Annotated in this window: 18 protein-coding genes; 3 read left to right on the top strand and 15 right to left on the bottom strand. The window is 67.6% G+C overall.

What is annotated here, in order from left to right; all coding sequences use genetic code 11:
• Window positions 1-26: 26 nt before the first annotated feature.
• Complete coding sequence (locus UC35_RS16490) at window positions 27-2,726, bottom strand: LuxR C-terminal-related transcriptional regulator (RefSeq protein WP_061501589.1); 2,700 nt, start codon at window positions 2,724-2,726, stop codon at window positions 27-29.
• 49 nt (window positions 2,727-2,775) lie between these two features.
• A complete protein-coding gene (locus UC35_RS16485; protein ID WP_061501587.1) occupies window positions 2,776-3,465 on the bottom strand; it encodes a hypothetical protein in 690 nt (229 codons plus the stop codon).
• A gap of 201 nt (window positions 3,466-3,666) precedes the next feature.
• On the opposite strand from UC35_RS16485, the gene UC35_RS16480 reads away from it, so the two are divergent.
• Complete coding sequence (locus UC35_RS16480; protein ID WP_061501585.1) at window positions 3,667-4,842, top strand: FAD-dependent monooxygenase; 1,176 nt, start codon at window positions 3,667-3,669, stop codon at window positions 4,840-4,842.
• A 67-nt stretch (window positions 4,843-4,909) separates the two neighbouring features.
• A complete protein-coding gene (locus UC35_RS16475; RefSeq protein ID WP_061501582.1) occupies window positions 4,910-5,875 on the top strand; it encodes a Bug family tripartite tricarboxylate transporter substrate binding protein in 966 nt (321 codons plus the stop codon).
• Window positions 5,876-5,970: 95 nt separating this feature from the next.
• On the opposite strand, the gene UC35_RS16470 is transcribed toward UC35_RS16475, so the two are convergent.
• The 13 genes from UC35_RS16470 to epsA all read right to left on the bottom strand — a co-directional run bounded on the left by UC35_RS16470 (window position 5,971) and on the right by epsA (window position 18,770).
• Window positions 5,971-6,822 (bottom strand): GNAT family N-acetyltransferase, encoded by an 852-nt coding sequence (locus UC35_RS16470; RefSeq protein ID WP_061501580.1) that lies wholly within the window; start codon window positions 6,820-6,822, stop codon window positions 5,971-5,973.
• A gap of 100 nt (window positions 6,823-6,922) precedes the next feature.
• Window positions 6,923-7,708, bottom strand: a complete 786-nt coding sequence (locus UC35_RS16465) for a glutathione S-transferase family protein (protein WP_061503885.1) — start codon at window positions 7,706-7,708, stop codon at window positions 6,923-6,925.
• Window positions 7,701-8,351: a hypothetical protein gene (locus UC35_RS16460; RefSeq protein WP_061501579.1), complete on the bottom strand. Its 651-nt coding sequence runs from the start codon at window positions 8,349-8,351 to the stop codon at window positions 7,701-7,703. The genes UC35_RS16465 and UC35_RS16460 overlap by 8 nt, the downstream gene beginning before the upstream one ends.
• Before the next feature lie 16 nt (window positions 8,352-8,367).
• The gene (locus UC35_RS16455; protein WP_145979508.1) at window positions 8,368-8,826 is read right to left on the bottom strand and encodes a hypothetical protein; all 459 of its coding nucleotides are present in this window, start codon (window positions 8,824-8,826) and stop codon (window positions 8,368-8,370) included.
• A 108-nt stretch (window positions 8,827-8,934) separates the two neighbouring features.
• Complete coding sequence (locus UC35_RS16450) at window positions 8,935-9,387, bottom strand: DUF2721 domain-containing protein (RefSeq protein ID WP_061501575.1); 453 nt, start codon at window positions 9,385-9,387, stop codon at window positions 8,935-8,937.
• A gap of 61 nt (window positions 9,388-9,448) precedes the next feature.
• On the bottom strand, window positions 9,449-10,462 hold the full coding sequence (galE, locus tag UC35_RS16445; protein ID WP_061501573.1) for a UDP-glucose 4-epimerase GalE: 1,014 nt from the start codon (window positions 10,460-10,462) through the stop codon (window positions 9,449-9,451).
• Between the two features lie 257 nt (window positions 10,463-10,719).
• The gene (locus UC35_RS16440; RefSeq protein ID WP_061501571.1) at window positions 10,720-11,505 is read right to left on the bottom strand and encodes a WecB/TagA/CpsF family glycosyltransferase; all 786 of its coding nucleotides are present in this window, start codon (window positions 11,503-11,505) and stop codon (window positions 10,720-10,722) included.
• Window positions 11,506-11,689: 184 nt separating this feature from the next.
• Complete coding sequence (gene epsG, locus UC35_RS16435; RefSeq protein WP_082793325.1) at window positions 11,690-12,655, bottom strand: chain length determinant protein tyrosine kinase EpsG; 966 nt, start codon at window positions 12,653-12,655, stop codon at window positions 11,690-11,692.
• Complete coding sequence (locus tag UC35_RS16430) at window positions 12,652-14,040, bottom strand: Wzz/FepE/Etk N-terminal domain-containing protein (RefSeq protein WP_061501570.1); 1,389 nt, start codon at window positions 14,038-14,040, stop codon at window positions 12,652-12,654. Before UC35_RS16430 ends, epsG begins: the two co-directional genes overlap by 4 nt.
• Window positions 14,041-14,111: 71 nt before the next feature.
• Window positions 14,112-14,921, bottom strand: coding sequence for a polysaccharide export protein EpsE (epsE, locus tag UC35_RS16425; RefSeq protein WP_061501568.1), 810 nt, complete (start codon window positions 14,919-14,921; stop codon window positions 14,112-14,114).
• 25 nt (window positions 14,922-14,946) lie between these two features.
• On the bottom strand, window positions 14,947-16,179 hold the full coding sequence (gene epsL / locus UC35_RS16420) for an XrtB/PEP-CTERM-associated polysaccharide biosynthesis outer membrane protein EpsL (RefSeq protein WP_158513926.1): 1,233 nt from the start codon (window positions 16,177-16,179) through the stop codon (window positions 14,947-14,949).
• 136 nt (window positions 16,180-16,315) lie between these two features.
• Window positions 16,316-17,755 carry an undecaprenyl-phosphate glucose phosphotransferase gene (locus UC35_RS16415; protein ID WP_061501564.1) on the bottom strand — a complete coding sequence of 480 codons (1,440 nt, stop codon included), beginning with the start codon at window positions 17,753-17,755 and terminating at the stop codon, window positions 16,316-16,318.
• Complete coding sequence (epsA, locus tag UC35_RS16410) at window positions 17,748-18,770, bottom strand: XrtB/PEP-CTERM-associated transcriptional regulator EpsA (protein WP_158513925.1); 1,023 nt, start codon at window positions 18,768-18,770, stop codon at window positions 17,748-17,750. Before epsA ends, UC35_RS16415 begins: the two co-directional genes overlap by 8 nt.
• Here epsA and UC35_RS16405 point away from each other — a divergent pair.
• The gene (locus UC35_RS16405) at window positions 18,759-19,841 is read left to right on the top strand and encodes a glycoside hydrolase family 5 protein (protein ID WP_082793318.1); all 1,083 of its coding nucleotides are present in this window, start codon (window positions 18,759-18,761) and stop codon (window positions 19,839-19,841) included. The two genes, epsA and UC35_RS16405, sit on opposite strands and share 12 nt — an antisense overlap.
• Window positions 19,842-19,900: the final 59 nt, after the last annotated feature.

The following is a 19,900-nucleotide window of genomic DNA, read 5'->3' as shown; positions in this document are numbered from 1 at the left end:
AAGGGCCGTTGACAGGGCCCAATCGATCAATCGATCAATCCGTTCTTGCGCGCCCAGGTCATCGCGTCATAGCGGCTGGACACGCCCAGCTTGCCCAGGATGTTCTTGATGTTCCACTTCACGGTTTCGACCGTGATGTTCAAGGTGAGCGCGATGCGCTTGTTCGACATGGCCTGGGACACGAGGCCCAGGATCTCCACCTCGCGCGGCGTGAGGTTGACATCGGCCTTGGCCAACGGGGCGGCGCTCTCGCGCTGCGCAGCCGGCACCGATGCGGACCCGCCCAAGCGCGATCTCAGCATGGACAAATAGTCAGCCAGCGGCGCCTGCATCGCGCCCAGGTGCGGTGCGAGCGCCGCCAGCAGGCGTCCGGCACGCTCTCGTTCATCCAGGAATGTCCGGACCAGACCCAGGCGCGAGCCGGATTCCAGCGCTTGCAAGAGGGAAGCGCTCGCGTCCTCGCGCCGTCCCAACTCCTCCAACGCGACGGCCTTGAGCAGGTCGGCCAGCACCCGGTTGCGGCCCCGGCCGTAGCGGTCGGCATGCGCGCAAACGACCTCGAGACGGTCGAGCGCCTGTTGCGAGAGCTTCTCAGCCAGCGCCAGGCGCGCCTGCGCCAAGGCCACGACGGCCGGGATCTCGGCCAGGAAGCCGCGGGCATCACGGTGGGCTGCGGCGAGGTCATCCAGTTTCGCGCCCAGTTCCGCAGCCCGCGCGCGCTCGTCCCGGTCCAGCAGGATGCGAACCTGCTCCGCCAGCATGTAGGCGTACGGCCGGTCCAGCCGCAGGCTGCGGTAGTGCGCCGCATAGCTGTCCAGGAACGCGAGCGCGGCCTCGGCCGAGTTCTGCAGCAGGTCCAGGCGCGCCCGGGCCAGGCTGGCCGTCAGCATCACGCCCGGCGTGGAAGATTGCAGGATGCCCGTCCGGTTGGCCAGCACCTCGCGCGCCTCGTCGATCAGGTCCAGCTCATAGTAGGCGTCGCCCAGCATGCTCGCGATGAAGTTGGCGCAGATGGACCGGCGGCCGTGCGCGGCCTCGGCCCGTGCGAGTTGAGTGGAACCCAGCCGGGCCGCCTCCTGGACGCGGCCTTCCATCAGCAGCACCAGGGACCGCGTGCTGTCGGCCACCAGCGCCATGTCGTTCTTCCGGTCCTCCAGCGGGACGGGGTTGTCGTCCAGCAGCTTGTTCGCATCGGCAAAGCGGCCGGCCGCGGCATACGCGGACCCGAGCGTGATCACCTGCACGTAGCGCAGGAAGCGGCTGCCGCCCGCGTCATCATGCAGCGGCTCCAGCAACTCGATGGTGCGCTGGCTGTCATCGCGTTGCAGGGCAATGCAGGCGTCCGCGATGGCCAGCCGCGACGAGATCGCCGGGTTCCTCACCGCCTCGCTCTTGCGCAGTTCCGCGACCCATCTCTCGGCCTTGGTATGGCGCGCGGTCAGCGAGTAGGTCACGCATCCAAGCAGGAACAGCTGCGGATGCGCGAACAGCGTCTCCTGCGGCAGGCGCTCCAGCAGATTCAGCATCGGGCTGATGTAAGCCAGGCCCCAGGTTTCCGGTGCCGACTTTTCGATCGTCTCCACCGCGAATTCGAGGTCGCCGGCGCGGATGGCGTGCCTGACGGCTTCCACCAGCAGGCCGCGGTCGGCGAACCACCGACTGGCGCGCCGATGGAGTTCGTTGACCGTGCCGGCGCCGCGGCGCGCCAGGCGCGAGGCGAGAAACTCGCCGAACAGCGGGTGAAACCGGTACCAGGGCGAGCTGTCGTCCGACTCGACGCGGTAGATCAGCAGGTTTTCCTCCTCGGCCCGCTTGATCATGGCGTCCGCGTCTGCGTGGCCGGTCATCACTGCGGCCAGTTCCGCGTTGAAGCGCCGGCAGATGGAGAGCGCTTCCAGCAACTCGTTGAGCTCGCCCGGCAGGTGAGCGACCACGTCCTCGGCGAGATAGGCCTGCAGGTCGATCGAATGCATGCTCAGGTCGTGCAGCCGCGCACGGGTGGAGGGCCGGTTCTTGAGCATGCTGGCCAGCAGCTGCAGGCTCGCCGGCCAGCCGTTGGTCAGGTCGTGCATCAGGCGCACCTCGTCTGCGGTGAGCTTCATGGCCGCCAGGCCCTGCTCGAAGTACAGGCGGGTCTCTTCCATGTCGAAGGGCAACTCGGTGAATCCGACTTCGTCGACGCGCCCTCCCACCCGCAAGCGGGCCAGGTTCAGGGGCGGCGCCACCCGCGACGCGATCACGATGTGCAGGTTGTCCGGGCAGTGGTCGAGCAGCTTCTGCATCAGCTTGTGGGCCCACGGATCCTCGACATGGTGGTAGTCGTCGATCACCAGGTACAGCTCGCGTCCCACGGCGGCCGCCCCATTGATCGCCTGTGCGGCCAGGGCGTCCACGGTGCGTACGCCGTCGCCGTCGATCAGGACGCCGTCTTCGACGGAAATTCCCAGGCGCTTGAAGGCCGCCAGCATGTGCGTGCCCAACGGGAACAGCTGGCGCTCGTCATGGCTGAGCGACAGCCAGGACACGGCGGCACCGGCCTTCATCAGCTCCAGCCGCCACTGGGCCAGCAGCACCGTCTTGCCGAAGCCCGCGCTGCCCGTGACGAGCACCAGCGCGGCCTTCTGCGCATTGCGCAGGTGCTCCAGCAGGTGCTTGCGCCGGATGAAACGGGATCCGAGCCGCGGAGGCGCGAACTTGGTCGAAACGAGCAGGTGGTCGAAACTCATGGCAGTTGGCGCACGCGCCGCCATGCGGCCGTGCCGGGGCATTATCGGGCTAGCCCGTCGCGGTTCCCGCCAGGATGTTGATGGCGCTGCCGGCGATGCCGGTGAGCGTGATCACCGAGATCGCGGCCTGGAGCAGCATCAGCATCTTGGCCCCACGCGTGAGTGGCAAGGTATCGGTCGGGCTGAACGCGAAGCTGGTGGTGAAGGCGAGGAACAGGTAGTCCAGGTAGCGCGGCTGCCAATCCCCGTAGTGGGGCAGCTCGCCGGCGCGCTGCGGGAAAAGGAAGGCCCACGGCTTGATGGCGCCGGGCTCGCTTTCGATTCCTGGCGGGTCGATCACCCAGTACCAGATCGAGAAGATCAGGATGTTGGAGATCCCCATGAACACGACGTCCAGCAGGATCTCCCTGACCGTGCGTGCGGACAGCCCGGCCAGCACGCTGGTGAGAAAGCCGGTGTGCAGCAGCAGCACCAGCGTGGCGAAACCGTTGACGATGATCGCCAGCAGGAATAGCGGCCGCTTCTTCCCGAGCAGCCACAGCACGGCCATGACCGTCAGCAGCCCCCAGCGCCCGACATAGCCCAATTCGGCGAGCTTCGACAGGTCGAACCCCAGCGCAGCCTTCAGCGCACCGAAGGCGAAGGTGTAGGCGATCGAGCTTTGCGCCAGCGCCGCCGCGCCCGTCACCAGCACGACCAGCGCCAGCGACGGGCCCCGTCGGCGAACGAAGTCAATCATGCGACCGCCGCGCAGGTTGCTTTGGAATGCCGGGACTCGAGCTCACGAGCGCCGATTATTCGGCAGCTCGCATGGACGAGCAGGGCGGCGCGGGCTGCCTCTGCGTGGATGAGGACTTTCTGCCATGATGGCTGAAGCGGCTCGTCGCCCGCCAAGCAAGTGCATCGTCGTGGTGGGCCTGGAGCAATCGAGGGACCCGGAATGGAGATTGCGGTGATCGGCGCCGGCATCGGCGGATTGGCTGCGGCCGCGAGCCTGCTGCGCCGCGGGCACCGCGTGCGTGTGTACGAGCAAGCCGCGGAACTCGGCGAAGTCGGCGCGGCCGTCCAGATGAGCGCCAATGCGGTCAAGGTGCTCTATGGCCTGGGACTCCAGCCCACCCTCGAGTCCCTGGGCGTCAAGCCGCTGGCCTTCGAGTTCCGTCGCTTCGACGACGGCGAGCTGCTGCACGAGATCAAGCTGGGCGCCGCACACGAGGCCGCGCACGGCGCGCCCTACTACCAGATCCACCGCGCCGACCTGCATGCGGCGCTGCTGCAGGCGGTCCGGGCGCTGGACGCGCAGGCCGTGCAGCTGGCGCACCGGGCACGCGAGATTCGGGAAGCGCCGGACCATGTGGAAGTCGCCTTCGACAACGGCCGGGTGGAACGCCCCGAACTGCTGGTCGGCGCAGACGGCATCCGGTCGGTGGTGCGGCAGCATGTGGTGGATACCGAGCCGCCTGTTTTCACCGGACAGGTGGCCTGGCGGCTGGCCATCCCGGTCGAACGCATCCCCGAGGCGCTGCGGCCTCCGCTCGCCTCGACGATCTGGTGCGGCCCGAAGAACCACGCGGTGATGTACTACATGCGCGCCGGCCGGCTGCTGAATTTCGTCGGTTGCGTCGAACGGCCCTGGGAAGAAGAGTCCTGGACCAGCCGCAAGCCCTGGAGCGAACTCGACCAAGACTATGCCGGCTGGCACCCGATGGTGCGCGCGGCCATCGAAAACGCCGATCGCGACATGTGCTTTCGCTGGGCGCTTAACAACCGCAAGCCGGTGATGACCTGGAGCACGTCGCGGGTCACGCTGCTGGGCGATGCGGTGCACCCCACCCTGCCCTACATGGCGCAGGGCGCGGCGATGGCCATCGAAGACGCCGCCGTGCTGGCGCGCGCGCTGGAACTGGACCGGCCTCTGGCAGAGGCCCTGCGCGTCTACGAGCGGCATCGGGCCCCGCGCGCCGCCCGGGTCGTTCACGAATCGAACGAGATGGGCGAGCTCTACCACATCTCGAACGCCGCCCAGATGCGGCAGGCCTTCCGAGACCGCAACATCGCCGCCTCGCGCAACAACTGGCTCTATCCCTACGATCCCTTGACCGTTGCGCTCGAATAGGCAGGAAATTGCGGTGCGATGCAGAATCGGCTTGCAGTTCAGTCCACCACCAACAGGAGACATCACTGTGATCGCCACCTGGATCCGCAAACTGCTGCCTGCGCTGTCGATGTGCTTCGCCGCGATGTCGGCATCCGCCTGGCCGACGCAGCCGGTCACGCTCGTCGTCCCCTACACGCCCGGCACCGGCATCGACATCGTCGCGCGCCAGCTGGCAGCGCGCCTGCCTGCCGCACTCGGCCAGCCGGTGACCGTGGAGAACCTCGCCGGCGCCAGCGGCAATATCGGCAGTGAAAAGGTGGCCCGGGCCAAGCCCGATGGTCACACCCTGCTGGTCCAGGTCAACACGCTGGTCATGAACAAGAGCCTGTTCAAGACGCTGTCCTATGACCCCGTCGCGGACTTCGAGCCGATCACCCTGACCTCATGGGGCACGCTGCTGCTCGTGGCCAACCCGAACGTGCAGCCCGCTGCCACCGTGAGTGATGTGGTGGGCGCGGCCAAGGCCAAGCCGGGCCAGCTGACCTACGCCACGCCGGGTGTGGGCACCCCGCACCATCTGGCGATGGCTTTGTTGTTGCAGCGGACCGGCACGGACATGCTGCATGTCCCCTACAAAGGCACCGCGGGCGCCGTCACTGACCTGCTGGGTGGCCGCATCGACTTCATGTTCCTGCCGATGCATGTGGCCCTGCCGCAGATCCAGGCAGGCAAGCTGAAGGCCATCGCCGCGGGCAGCCCGAAGCGCCTGTCGCAACTGCCCGATGTGCCCACCCTGGCCGAGGCCAAGGTGCCCGACAACGTGGACCTGTGGTATGGCGTGCTCGCCCCCAAGGGCACGCCTGCCGACATCGTGAACCGGATCAACCAGGAGATCGGCAAGATCCTCAAGCACCCGGAGGTGGCCCAGGCCTTCGCATCGCAGGGCATGGTGCCGGAGACGTCCACGCCGGGCGAGTTCGGAGCCCTGATTGCGCGAGACGCCCAGCGCTGGGCCGAAGTGGTGAAGAAGGGCAACATCACGGCCGAGTAGCTTGCGGCGCGGCGCGGACACCGGTGTCGTCGAGATCACGGGGTTCCTGCCTGTCGAGCAGGCCCTGCGTCACTTCGCATCGGACTGACGCGTAGTCAACCCAGTTCGAAGGTCGTCACGCCAAACAGCTTTGGCAGTTCGATCGCCGGATCCGGACCGGTGTACATGCGTGCGGTTTCGAATACGGGCGTCAGGTTCAAAGCGGCCAGGAAAGGCTTCGCATCCGGATTCGCCTCCGGCACATCGACAAAGACCGTAGCGCCGGCGCCTGCGTGCGCGCATGCCGCGGCATGCAGGCGCAGGGCGACCTGGGCGTCATCCGCCGACAGGGGACCGATCTTCCAGCCTTCGCGACAGGGCCGCACGACCGTGAAGCCGGCCAGCCGCCCGCCCTCGCGCGCCACGTAGGCGCCCGCGCCGGGCTGGGCGAGCCAGGCGCGCAGGAACTCGTCGCGCGGTTCGGGAAAGACATGCCGATCGAAATCCCGGATGGCCTCGAACGCGACCGCGGACGCCGGCGCGATCGAGGCGTGGACGGTACCCGCCTGCGCCCGACCCCGGTAGCGGACGTTGCGGTAGGCGAGGCGAAATCCGGATTTGGCGTAGTTGCCTTGCTGCGCCACGACCCCGTCCAGGCCCACGTTGTGCCCGCCAAGCCGTGCCATGCCGGCTTGCCACAGCCGCCAGCCGTAGCCCTGGCCGCGGAACTCGGGACGCACGATGTACAGGCCGATGAAGCCGTAGCGCCCGGCGTAGGACACCGCCGAGATGCAGGCGATCGGGTCCCCCGCAAGTTCGCCGACCAGGAAGCCATCGGGGTCGGCCGCATGGAAACACTCGGCGTCGTGCAGCCCCGGGTTCCAGCCTTCGCGCGCCGCCAGTTCGATGGCAAATGCAAGCTCCTCGCGCCGCATCGTACGCACCTGGTAGTCGTCAGTTCGGGTCATCGATAGCGCCTCCGATGAACGAGTGCCGAAGTCTCGCAGCCAATCCAGGCGCGGGCAACCGGAGGCCGCCGGGCTCTGCCTGAACCCGTCCCCAGAAGCTTCACAAACCCAGTTCTTCATCCGTCGCGCTGTGGCCGTACTTGTCCCGGGGCGGCCAGGGGCGCTCCGGCCAGTCGGGCTTGAAGCTGAACGAGGATTGCCTTCGGCCCGGAAGCAGCGCCCCGTTGCCGGCACCCTTGGCGTAGTCGTAGTACAGCTTGACGATCTGCTCGCGGCTCACCTGTTGCGCCGCCGGATGCGAGAGGCAGGCATCGCGCCAGGCCCGCACCCGCGCAAGTTCAGCGGGCAACTGGAAATCCTCGTAGTACTCCAGGAACCAGAAGCGCATGAACAAGGGCGTGAACACCGTCTCCGCCCAACCGAACGCCTCGAACAGGAAAGGCCCCGAGGGGGCATGCTCCATCAGGAACTCGTCCAGCCGGGCGTATTGGCGCAGCATGCCCGCCCGGTGCGCATCGCGCCGCCCGGCGTCCTGGTTCATCACGAACGCATAGCCGTGGTTGCAAAACTCGGCTTCCATCCGCACCAGCAGGCTTTCCACCGCGCGCCGGTAGGGATCGCGCTGCGCGACGACGGGCTCGGGGTACAGGTCCTCCAAGTACTGCAGGATGACCAGGCTCTCCTTGAGGATCCGGCCGTCCGCGGTCTCCAGGATCGGCAAGGCTGTGCTGCCGCGGGTCTTCTCGAGCAAGAACTCGGGCCGTGCCTGCGTGACGTCGATCACGCGAAACCTGACCTGGTTCCGCTGGCCTTTCAGCGACAGCAGGATCTCCAGCCGCTGGCAGAAGGGACAGACGGGGATGTGGTAAACGGTTGGTTCACTCAAGGCGTTCACGCACCTGCCGGGAAGCAGCCGATTTCATCTTGCGCTGATAGCTGTCCAACTCGCGATAGTGCACGATCTGCCGGCCGCGTAAGCGGGCGTACTCCTCGGCGAACTGTTGAAGCGTCTGGTACGGGCCCGCGATGATGCCAGGACGCTTGGAATCGGCAACGACGCGAATGCCGTCCGCGTTCTCGTAGACGGCGACCCAGTGGCGGCGCAGGACTTGCCCGCGCACGCTGGCCGGTTCGAACTCGATCATGAGGTACCTCACCCTGAGTTCAGGAGCGACCCGCCGCAGCGTCTCGACCGCGAAGCGCGCGAGGTCCACGCACACGCCTTCGGGCCTGGCATAGAAGGCGGCAGGCTCGATGATGGGCGTGGCGGGCTGGCCGGCGCGCGCCGTCTCCGACAGCGCCACGGCCCGGTCCATGTCGTACTGGAATTCGGCGCCGATCCAGGCGTTCACATCCTCCGGACCGCGCCAGGCCGCGAGGGCTTCGGCGTACGAGGCATGCCTGGGAATGGCGAGGGCAGGTCGGGCGCGGCTTTCCGGCGCATCCGAAAAGTCGGCGCCCGGGTTGCTGGCCAGGGACCCGCATCCCGAAAGAAGGATGGCGCCGATCAAGAGCGCGGCGCCGCGCATTTGCCACTGGCGCATGCTAGGCCGCGAGCTGGTAGCCCTTTTCCTCCAGGTCGCGGCGGTCCTCTTCGAGCGCGGTGACCAGGTCGCGCTGCAGGCCCATGCGAAGGAGCGGCCTGAGCAGGACCTTGAAGCCGCGAACGGGCAGTTCGACGGACGTGCGCACGCGCGTGCGGCCGGCGTCCAATGCCTCGAACCTCTGGCTGATCACGAAACCCGCGTTCGGGCCGGAGATGCCGCGCAGGGTGGAGTTGCCCTCGGCGTCGCGCAGCACCTCGATCTCGTCCTCCAGCAGCTTGCCGAGGACGCGCCTGCGACCGGTGATGCGCCAGCCGTCCGGCAGCGCACGGACGTTGGCCACTTCCAGGTCGGCATGCACGCGCGTGGATGCGTGGTGCTGCATGTCAACGAACTGCGCCTGGACGACCTCCAGGGGTCGCGCGATGATCTTTTCGGCTTGGGCCGTCACTGCTGCCATGATTCCCTCCAGGGTGGTGAACCGACAACGAAGGCGGGAGCCCGGCTCCTGCCGCCGGGATGATATCGCCGACCCCGGCAATTCGTAACGGGGACCTGCCCGCAGGGACTACTTGGCCGCGGGCAGGCGGATGCGGATGCTTTTCATCGCCAGGTGCACCTCGCGCAGGAAGTAGGCCAGGCCGACGACGAGCGCCAGCATCGCGAGCGTGAACAGCCCGCCGATGACCCAGTTCAGGGGCGCGGCCAGCATCGCTTCGACAAAGATTGCCGCGATGACCACGCACACGAGCAGCGCCGAGATCGTGCAGGCGGTGATGGCCACGCTGGTCAGGTGCCTGCGCTGTTCCAGCACTTGCTGCTCACGGGTCAGCGACTTGGGCTCCCCGGCTGGCAGCCCCGGCACACCCTCCGTCAGCTGTCGGCCCCGATCGATGATGCGCGACAGCCGGCCGGCCATCACATTGAGCAGGCCCGCGATGCCGGTGAGCAGGAACACGGGCGCCAGGGCGAGCTGGATCGCCTTGGCGATGTCGGTGAATCCGTCGGGTGAAGCAGCCATATTGCCGTGACAGGCCATCAATGTACCGGATGGTAGCGGTGCGGCCGCGCGGAAAGCCGGTCTAGTCGCGGTAGCCGCGTGGATTGCGGCTTTGCCAGCGCCAGCTGTCGGCGCACATCTCGTCCAGGCTGCGGCTGGCCTGCCAGCCCAGGAGCTCGCGCGCCAGCTCCGGGTCGGCGTAGCACTGGGCCACGTCGCCCGGGCGCCGGGGCGCGATCCGGTAGGGGATGTCGCGGCCGCTGGCCTTCTCGAAGGCGCGCCGCACCTCCAGCACGCTGTAGCCGCGGCCGGTGCCCAGGTTCACCGTGAGGCCCTTGCCGCTTTCCAGCAGGTAACGCAGCGCCGCGACGTGGCCTTCGGCCAGGTCGCACACATGGATGTAGTCGCGCACGCCAGTGCCATCGGGCGTGGGGTAGTCGTTGCCGAACACGTTCAGCTGCTCGCGCGTGCCCATGGCCGTCTGGGCGATGTAGGGCATCAGGTTGTTGGGCACGTCGGCCGGGTCTTCGCCGATCAGGCCGCTCGGGTGCGCCCCCACCGGGTTGAAGTAGCGCAGCACCGCCACCTTCCATGACGGATCGGCGGCGCCCTGCGCCGCGAGCATGTCCTCGATCACCAGCTTCGTGTGTCCGTAGGGGTTGGTGTGGCTGCGCGGGAAGTCCTCGCGGATCGGCACGCTGGCCGGATCGCCGTACACGGTGGCGCTGCTGGAGAACACCAGTATGCCGCAGCCGGCGGCCTGCATTGCCTGCATCAGGCTCACCGCGCCGCCGATGTTGTTGCGGTAGTACTTCAGCGGCTTGGCGACGCTTTCGCCGACGGCCTTGTCGCCCGCCAGGTGGACCACACCGGCGATCCGGTGGCGGCGCAGCACGGCTTCGACCTCTTGCGTATCAAGCACGTCGCCGCGCTCGCAGATTACGGGCTGGCCCGTGATCGCCTGCAGGCGTTCGATCACGCGCGGATGGCTGTTGGCGAAGTTGTCGAGGATGACGGGCGTATAGCCGGCCTGCATCAGCGCGACACAGGTGTGGCTGCCGATGTAGCCGGCGCCGCCGGTCAGGAGAATGTTCATGGGTCAGAGTCTAGGCCCGTTCACGCCGTTTGCGTGCTTCCGGGCCTAGTGTCCTGTCCCACAAATAGCTGGCATTTCGTTCGGATGCCTGCGGGGATGATCGGCGGGTGGCCAGAGGGGGTCAAGACTGGGCGTCTTGACCCCCTCTGGGCGCCCGGCGAGGGCCCCGCAGGCGCCGAACCCTCCGGGCTGCGCGGTATCGGGGCGCATGCCCCGATACCGCGCAGCGAAATGCCAGTTATTTGTGGGACAGAACACTAGGTCGCCGCGCCGTGCCCGCCTTGCCGCAGCGAGGCGGCCGCCAGGCTCACCGCGCGCAGCAGGAACAGCGGGTTGCCGACCACATAGCGCTGAAAGAGGCGGCGGGGCTCCAGCGCCAGGCGATACAGCCACTCCAGGCCGGCGCCGCGCATCCAGGCCGGCGCGCGCGAGGTCTTGCCGCCGATGAAGTCGATGATCGCGCCGCCGCAGACGATCAGGCAGGGGTAGCCCAGGGCCGCGCGCAGCATGTGCGCGACCTCCTCCTGGCGCGGCATGCCCATCCCCAGCACGATCAGGCTGGGCCGGTGGGAAGCCGCCAGGTGGATGTAGTCCCCGGTGTCGCGGAAGCCGTGCGTGGTGATGCAGACGCTGCCGGGCGCCAGTTCCTGCATCACCCGCTGGCGCGCGCTGCGCAGGTACGGCTCCTGCGTGCCGAACAGCGCGATGGAGCGGCCGGCGTAGAAGCGCAGGATCTTGGGGATCAGGTCGGTGCCATTGAGATTGAGGCCCGGCGACTGGTTGAGCAGTCGCAGCAGGACGGCCATGCCGACGCCGTCGCGCAGGAGGATGTCGGCCGACACCAGGGCTTCGAAGAACTTCCGGCCCACCGCAGCCGAATTCATCGCATGCGCATTGACGAAGGCCACCACCATGGGATCGGCCGGATACGCCAGGGATTCCAGCAGCTGCTGCTCGCCACGCCCGGTGCGCACGCGCACCACGCTTTGCACCAGCTCGCGCCAGCGCGCCTGCCACTCATTGGCGCGCAGCGGAGGGTTCATTGGATAAGCTCCGCCCTACGGGCTGCGGTGCCATGAGCCTTCGGAGCGGCCGTGCGGCTCATTCGGAATACCTCCGCCCTACGGGCTGCGGTGCTATGAGCCTTCGGAGCGGCCGTGCGGCTCATTCGGAATACCTCCGCCCTACGGGCTGCGGTGCCATGAGCCTTCGGAGCGGCCGTGCGGCTCATACCCGCATCCGCGCTGCCGGCCGGGGCCCCGCGCGCTGCGGCTTCACCGGCTCGGCGCCATTGAGCACGGCGCCGACGATGGTGACGCCGAACTGGCGCAGGTCGTCGGCCAGGCTCGCCACGCGCGGCACCGAAGTCGCGTCGCGGCAGGCCAGCATGAGCGCCGCGCCGGCGCGCGCGGCGATGGTCCCTGCATCGGCCCAGACGCTGCCGGCCGGCGTGTCGATCAGGATCACTTCGTAGCTCGCCCGCAGCGCCTGCACCAGCCGCGCGAAGCCGGGACGCGCCAGCAGCTCCTGCGGATTCGGCGGCGCGGCGCCGGAGGGCAGCACCCACAGGCCCGGCAGCGATTTGATCTCGTGCACCGCCTCCCAGCCGGCGCGGCCCGACAGCACCGTGGACAGGCCCATGCGGCCGGTGAGGCCGAAGATGTCGTGCTGGCGTGGCCGGCGCAGGTCGGCGTCGATGAGCAGCGTGCGCTTGCCCAGCTGCGAGAACAGCACGGCCAGGTTGGCGGCGATGTAGCTGCGGCCCTCGCCCGGTCCGGGGCTGACCACGGCCAGCGCGGCCTGGCGCGCATCGTTCTCGAACCAGCGCAGCATCAGCTGGCTGCGCAGCACGCGCAGGTGCTCCACGGCGTCGCTGTCGGGATCCATCGCGGCAATGAGCTCGTGGCCCAGGCCTGAATCCGGTGACACATAGGCATGGCCGAATTGCAGCGCCAGCGCGCGCTTGACGTCCTCTTCGTCCAGCAGGCCCATCGCCATGCCGGCCTCGCCGAACATGAGCGCGGCCTTCTTCTGGTATTCGAGGATGCGCGGCACGTCCTGCGGATCGAGCGCGCCGGCGTCCACCAGCAGCGCGCCGATCGGCTGCGCCGCCTCCCGGCTCGGCATCGGAATGTCCAGATCGGCCAGCTCGGCACGATTGGGCAGGGGAAAGATCTGTGTGCTGTTGCTCATCCGCCACTCCTGGCGAGGGCCAGCCTGCGCGAGGCCGGGGCGCTCAAGCGCGGGTGCACATAGCGCGGCGGAGCGACCGCCGGCACGGTGGCCAGGATGGGCAGGTGCGTGACCAGCGAGAGGTCCTGCACCGTGCGCACCCGGCGGTTGGCCAGTTCGGCGAGCAATGCGCCGGCCATGGCCAGGATCGAGCCGGCCACCAGGGCGATCAGCAGGGCCTGGACCTTGGTCGGCCCGGCCGGGTCCAGCGGCTCCACCGCCGACGCCAGGCGCATCACGTTGGTCTGGTTACTCATGCTTTGCAGCCGCGCCTGCGCCGAACTGGCGCTGACGGTCTCGAAGGCTTTCTGGGCGCTGTCCACATCGCTCTTGAGCAGGCTCAGGTCGCCGCGCTGCTTGTTCATCGCCAGCACCTTCTGCTTTTGCTCGGCCAAGGCCGCCACCAACTCGCGCTCGCGCACCTTGGCCGCTTCGGCGGCGCTGGCCGCGGTCTGGCCGACGCGCGCCGACTCCTCGGCCATGCGGCTGCGCAGCGTGGCCAGTTCGGCCTGCAGGCGCTGCATCTCCGGATGGCGCGAGCCCATGGTGGCCGAGTTCTGCGCGAGCTTCGCTTCCAGCCGGGCGGCGTCCTGGCGCAGGTTGTTGACCAGGGGGCTCGCGTCCGAGGCGCCCGCCGGTGCGGTGCGGCCGCGGTTCTGCAGCGCGACGAGCTGCTGGGACAGGTCGTTCAGGCGCGTGGTCTCGTAGTCGGCGCGCTCGTCGGTGCTGACGATGCCGGCCTTCTGCTGGTAATCCGCCAGGCGCTGCTGGGCCTTCTGCAGCCGGTCGCGCGCCTCCTTGACCTGGTCGTCGAACCACACGGTGTACTTGCGCTGCGGGTCGGTCTTGAGGTCGACGGTGGTGTCCAGGTAGGCCTGCGCGAAGGCATTCGCCACGCGCGCCGCCTCGGCAGGCGTGCGGCCGGTCCAGGTGATGTTGATGACGTTGCTCTCGCGCGCCGGCTTGACTTCCAGGCGCTCCTGCAGGGCCTGGGAGATGCCACGATCGGGCGAGGTTCCGTTCTTCTCCTTCTTCTGGGCCTGTTCGCGCAAGCCCTTCATGGGCGCCTGGTCGGCCGGCAGCAACTGCAGCACCCGCTCGGCGACACGGTCACTCTTGACGATGTCGATCTGCGTGGCCATGAAGCCGGGCGCCGGGTTGCCCCACACCGGGGTCGGGTTGATCGGGTCGGGACGCGTGATGTCCACGAGCACCGGCGCGCGCGCGGTGTACTGGGTCGGCCTGAAAAGAATCCAGGCCAGCGCCAGCGCCAGCGTGGACAGAAGGATGAGTCCCGCCACGAGCCGGCGCGCGCGCAGGATCGAAAACAACTGGTACAGGCTCATCGTGAATCTTCCCTGCCTTACTGCGTTACTGCTTCACTGCTTGACTGCCCTGCTGCCGAACAGATGGATTGCTAGAAGATGCTTTCGCGCACGAACAGCACGTCACCCGGCTGCACCACGTCCGTGAGGCGTGGCGAGATTTCCACGGTCTTGCCGTCCGGGTTGGTCCGTGTGATGCGCACGCGGTTCTGGCTGCCGCGCGCCGTGATCCCGCCGCCCGCGGCGATCGCCTGCATCACCGTCATGTTGCGCTCGACGCGGTAGTTGCCGGGACGCTGCGCCTCGCCATAGATATAGAAAGTGGGTGCCTTCTCGACATAGACCGTGTCGCCGGGAGAAAGCACCAGGTCGTCGCCGGACTTGCCGGACAGCAGCGCCGGGATGTCCACCTGCTTGCGGAACGGCTGGCCGTTGCGGGTGCCGGTGATCGTCGCGACCTCGTCGGCCGTCGTCGTGATGCCGCCGGCCGCGGCCAGCATCTCGCTCACCCGCATGTTGGTGGTCTCGAGGTTGAAGCGGCCGGGCTTTTGCACCTGGCCGAGCACCGCCACGTTGTTGCCGCGCTGCTGCACCAGGTTGATGTTCACCTGCGGCTGCTTCAAGATATTGCCCTTTTGCAGCGCCTGCGCGATGGCGCGCTCGGCCTCGGTGATGGACAGGCCGCCGATCTGCACGGGCCCGATGAGCGGGTAGTTGACCACGCCGCTCTCGGACACGCGAGCGTCGACCGACAGGTCCGGGTTCTGGTAGACCTGGACCCTGATCGAATCGCCCGGCGCGAGCCTGTAGTCGGTGGCCTTGCTCGCGTCCTGGGCCGTCGCAGCCGCGGCGGCCAGTGCGATGGCGATGGCGCCGATCGAACGTAGCAGCTTGGGGCTCATGCAGATCTCTCCTTGCGGTTGCGTTTTAGAAAGTGGCCTTCGCCAGGACCCCAAACACCGTGGCGTCGTACTTGGCGCTGGGGATCGAGGAACTCTGCTTTTCCTGGCGCAGGTACCCCGAGACCGTCAACCAGCGCAGCGCCGACCAATCCACGCCCAGGGCCAGGGCCTGCACGGTGTCGCGGCGGCCGGAGTCGAACGACGGCGCCGGCACGTCTTCCCAACGGCGGCGGGTGTAGTCGTAGCGCAGGCTGAACGAGGTCTTGCCGGTGGCGGCCCAGATGGGCGCCAGGAACAGGCGATCGCTCACCACATGGCCGCCCAGGGGCGTGCCGGTGGAGGTCAGATCGTGCGCATAGCCGGCCGTCAGGCGCGTCTTGCCGGTGATTTCCCAGTTGGCGTTGGCGCCCCCGACCCAGCCGCTGAAGTCGAGCTGCGGCCGCGCGTCATGTTCGCGGCGCAGGTAGGCGAGGCGGCCGTCCACCGTGGTCTTGCCGGTGACTGTCCAGCGCCCGGACAGTTCCCATTCGCTGTCCTTGAAGTCGGTGTTGAGCGCGGCGAAGGTGGTGAACGCCGGGTCGTGGTACTCGCCGTCGCCCTGGCGGTAGCGCAGGCGTACCGAGGAGCCCGAGGGCAGGTCATAACCCACGCCGACATGCCACCAGTTGATCTCCGGCTCGCCGTCCCAGCTGCCGGGTTGCGAGCTGTCGTTCTTGGTGTGCGAGATGCCGGCCAGGGCGCGCCAGGTCGCGGTCACGTCGAAGATGCCTTCCAGCAGTTCCACGCGCTCGACACGGCTGCCGACCTGGTTGCCACCCAGCGCCGTGGTCGTCACTTCGCGGTACTCGCGGCGATCGGCGCTGGCCACGCCGTGGAAGCGCGGGGTCAAGGACCAATCCCAGGCGAGCGCGTAATTCAAGGTATGGAAATCGAGGTCGGACTGGTCCGAGTACCACCACCACTGGGCCTGGACGTCGGCGCGAATCCTCTGCAGGCCATAGCGTCGGTTGAAACTCAGCCCCAGGCCCCCGGTCAGGGCGGTGTCGGATATCTCGTTGGTGGCCGTGCGCAGCACGTTGCTGTCATGCTCCACGCCGGCTTGCGCACTGAGGTGCAGGCCTTCGGGCAGTCCGGTCTGCTGCGGTTGCGGCGGCGGCGGAGGCGGCTCCGGCTGCTGCTGTTGTTGCGCAAACGCCGCAGGCGTGGCCAAGGCGAAAGCAGCGAGGGCAAGTGCGGGACGGATGCGAAGTTTCTTCAATTTGATTTCTCCGGGTTCTACTTCTGCCCCGTACGCCGGGGCATGCGCCCAGGACCCCGTGAGCCCGCGTGCCCTGGGAGGGATACTGACGCCGCGAGTGCGCCTGATGCAATGGCTCGGTCGCACTATATTCCCTTCAGTACGCGGAAGCATCCTTGAAAACCAGCTTTATGGTCTTGGCGATGATGTACAGGTCAAGCCGCAGCGACCAGTTGCGCAGATAGTCCAGGTCGCACCGTATCCGTCCTTCCATCATCTCCAGGGACACCGTTTCCCCCCGGAATCCATTGACCTGCGCCCAGCCTGTGATGCCGGGCCGCACCTTGTGCCGGACCATATAGCTCTTGATCAGGCCGCGGTACCTCTCGTTGTGCGCCACCGCATGCGGGCGCGGCCCGACGATGCTCATCCGTCCTTGCAGCACGTTGATGAATTGGGGCAACTCATCCATGGAGGTTTTTCGCAACACCGCGCCCAAAGGCGTGACGCGGCTGTCGTTCTTGCGCGCCTGCTCGATGGTGTCGCCGTCCTCGGTCACCCGCATCGAGCGGAACTTGTAGACCACGATCTCCTCGCCATCGAGGCCGTAGCGGCGCTGGCGGAAGATGACGGGCCCCGGTGAGCTCATCTTGACCGCCAGCGCGATCGCCAGCAGCAGCGGAGAGATCAGCACCAGGATCAGACAGGTCAGCACGATGTCCTCGGCGCGCTTGAGCACGCCGGCGGGGCCGCGGAAGGGCGTCTCGCACACCGAGATGACGGGGAATCCGCACACGGTGTCGGTGCGCCCCTGTATCAGGTCGGTCACGAACATGTCGGGGACGAAATAGACCGAGGCCGTGGTGTCTTTCAGCGCATCGAGCAACTCCTTGATGCGCGGCTGCGACGCCATCGGCAAGGACAGGTAAATGAGCTGCACCCGGTTGGCCTTGGCGAACTCCGCGATCTCGGCGATCCGCCCGAGCATGCGATGGCGCTCCGCCCCCTGCTGCCGCACGGGCATGCGGTCGTCGAAGAAGCCCACCATTTCGATGCCGGCGTAGGGGGCGCTGCTGATGCGGTCGGCCAGCATGCAGCCTTGCTCGTTCATGCCCACCACCACCGCGCGCAGCGGCGGGCCCTGCAACCGCACCAGGTGCGGCGCCGACACGCGCAGGCCCCAATGCGCCAGCAGTTGCAACGTGGGCGAGAACCATAGCCAGTTCACCACCACGATGGCGGGAAACTCGTAGATGTGGCCGGTCGCAAAACCGAGGGCCAGCAGCAGGCCGGCGGTCCAGCCCCAGGCCAGCAGGATGCTCAGGATCACCCGATCGGGCGGGGAGCGCACCAGCGAGCGCCCGGGGAACGCGAGGGCGAACGCGACGATGGAAGCGACCAGCCATCCGGCATCGAGCGCGCCGTCGAGCAGCCAGACCAGGATCCAGAGCGACAGCACCGTGATGCCAGGCTCGAGAAAGACCTCCAGCGCGAGCAGCAGGCGGCTCTGCGCGAGCGCGGTGCCGCCCAGCGCGGAGGGCGCCGGCGGCGGTGGCACCTGAGTACGGGTGCCAAACGCGGGTTTGGCGTCAGGCATGGGCACTCATCCTCTCCAGCCTGGCTACTGCTTGCGCGCGGTTCGTCACGTCCAGCTTGCTGAAAATGCTCTTCATGTGGTTCTTGACGGTGAACTCGCTGATGTCCAGGATCATCCCGATCTCCGGATTGGTCTTGCCCATGGCGACCCACGCCATGATCTGCCGCTCGCGCTCGCTGAGGGCGGCGGCGCGCAGCGCATGCTTGCTTGAATCATCGCTCGCGGATGATGCGCGGCGCATCGGGGCGGGCGGCATCTGTCGTAACGCCGTATCGATGAATGGAAGCAGGAGTTTCAGCGCCAGCCCTGCGCCGCACGGCAAGGGGTCCTCGCGGCTGAAGGCGATGAACACGCGTTCGGCCTCCTGGCCGCGCGGGATGCCGTGCACCAGCGCGGTCTTCATGCCCAACAGCGCGTCGGCCGGCAGGCCATCGCCGCGGCTGCGCACCAATTCGCCGCACAGGCTCGCATCGACGATGCATGGCTGTTGCTGCGCGGCCACCCAGCAGTCGCGGAAGTACCCGACCAATGGCGACATCGACGCTTCGGTCCAGTCGTGCGTACGCAGGCCCGGCAGGCTGGACAGCAGATCGAATCGGAAGGCGCCCGCGCCGAAGTCGCCCCAGCCGACCATCATGGCCTGGTGCGGCAGCCAGCGCTGCACGTCTCCGCGCAGCCAGCGCCACAGCTGCTCGTGGCGGGTCACGCTCACACCCGATGCCGCGATCTTCAGGAATTGATCGGCGTCCGGTGCTGCTTGTTGTTGAATCGTGGCGCTGGTCGAAGACTTCACGGTGAGAGGGATCAGTGGCTCATCGGATTCAATGTACGAAGGCGCTCGTTGCCGTGAGTGTGGGAATCGCTGCGCTTTGGTTGTAGGACTTCCGCGCCAAAAAACTGCGGCAGATCGTGCTCGCGCCTCAGGTCGTTTCCGGGTGTAGGAAAAGGCCGCAAGCTGTAGCCCGGCGCCGAATTCGGCGAGCCACGCGGACAGAATTTGCCGATGACAATGCATCCCACGACCTGCCTTTCCGCCGCGTTGCTCGCGCTCGTGCTGCCGTTCCAGCTCCATGCGCAGCAGGGCCGGGGCGATGCACGCAGCGGCACCGTACAGTCGTGCGCGGCGGTGACGCCGCAGACCTGCAACATGGCCCGCAGCCTCGGCCGCGGCATCAACCTCGGCAATATGCTCGACGCGCCGCGCGAAGGCGACTGGGGCGTCAAGTTCGATCCGGCCTACATCGACAAGATGGCCGGCACCTTCACGACGGTGCGCCTCCCGGTGCGCTGGAGCAATAACGCCGCGCCGACGGCGGATGCCGCCATCAACGAGGCCTTCGCCCGGCGCGTGGACAGCATCGTGGACGCGCTGCTGGCACGCGGCTTCTATGTGATCCTGGACCTGCATCACTACACGCAGATCTCCAGCGACAAGCTGCACCACAATGAATTCGCCGTCGACCCCGAGGTCCTCGACGTGCGCCTGGTCAACATGTGGCGGCAGCTCGCCGCGCGCTACAAGGACCGCCCGCCCAAGCTGATCTTCGAGCTGCTCAACGAACCGCACGGGCGCCTGAACGGGGAGGCCTGGAACACCCTGTCGGTGAAGGTGCTGGCCGAAGTGCGCAAGACCAACCCCACGCGCACGGTGATCATCGGGCCCGGCGAGTGGAATTCGATCCATGAGTTGTCCAGGCTGCGCCTGCCGCGTGACCGCAACATCATTGTTGCAATCCACAACTACGATCCCTTCCCCTTCACGCACCAGGGCGCGGATTTCATGCCGCAGTTCCCGCAGGGACCGACCTGCTGCAGCGACGCGGACCGCAAGATGATCGTCGATGCGCTGGACAAGGCGCGCCGCTGGAACGAATCCAGCGGCTACCCGGTCCACCTGGGCGAGTTCGGCACCTACGAGAAGGCCGACATCAAGTCGCGTGAGGCCTACGCGCGCATCGTGCGCGACGAAGCCGAGCGGCGCGGGATCGGCTGGGCCTATTGGGAGTTCGCATCGCCCTCCTTCGGCATGTACTCGCCCAAGTCCGGCGATTGGGTCGAGCCGATACGCCGCGCGCTGCTGGATTGATCCGGGTCAAGGACCCCCTGTAGGACGGGTTCGTCTCTTGTGTTTTGACACCCGGATGA

Source organism: Ramlibacter tataouinensis (assembly GCF_001580455.1).
Classification (GTDB): Bacteria; Pseudomonadota; Gammaproteobacteria; order Burkholderiales; family Burkholderiaceae_C; genus Ramlibacter; species Ramlibacter tataouinensis_B.
The sequence above is the reverse complement of the archived record's forward strand: the minus strand, read 5'-3'. Positions and strand labels throughout refer to the sequence as shown.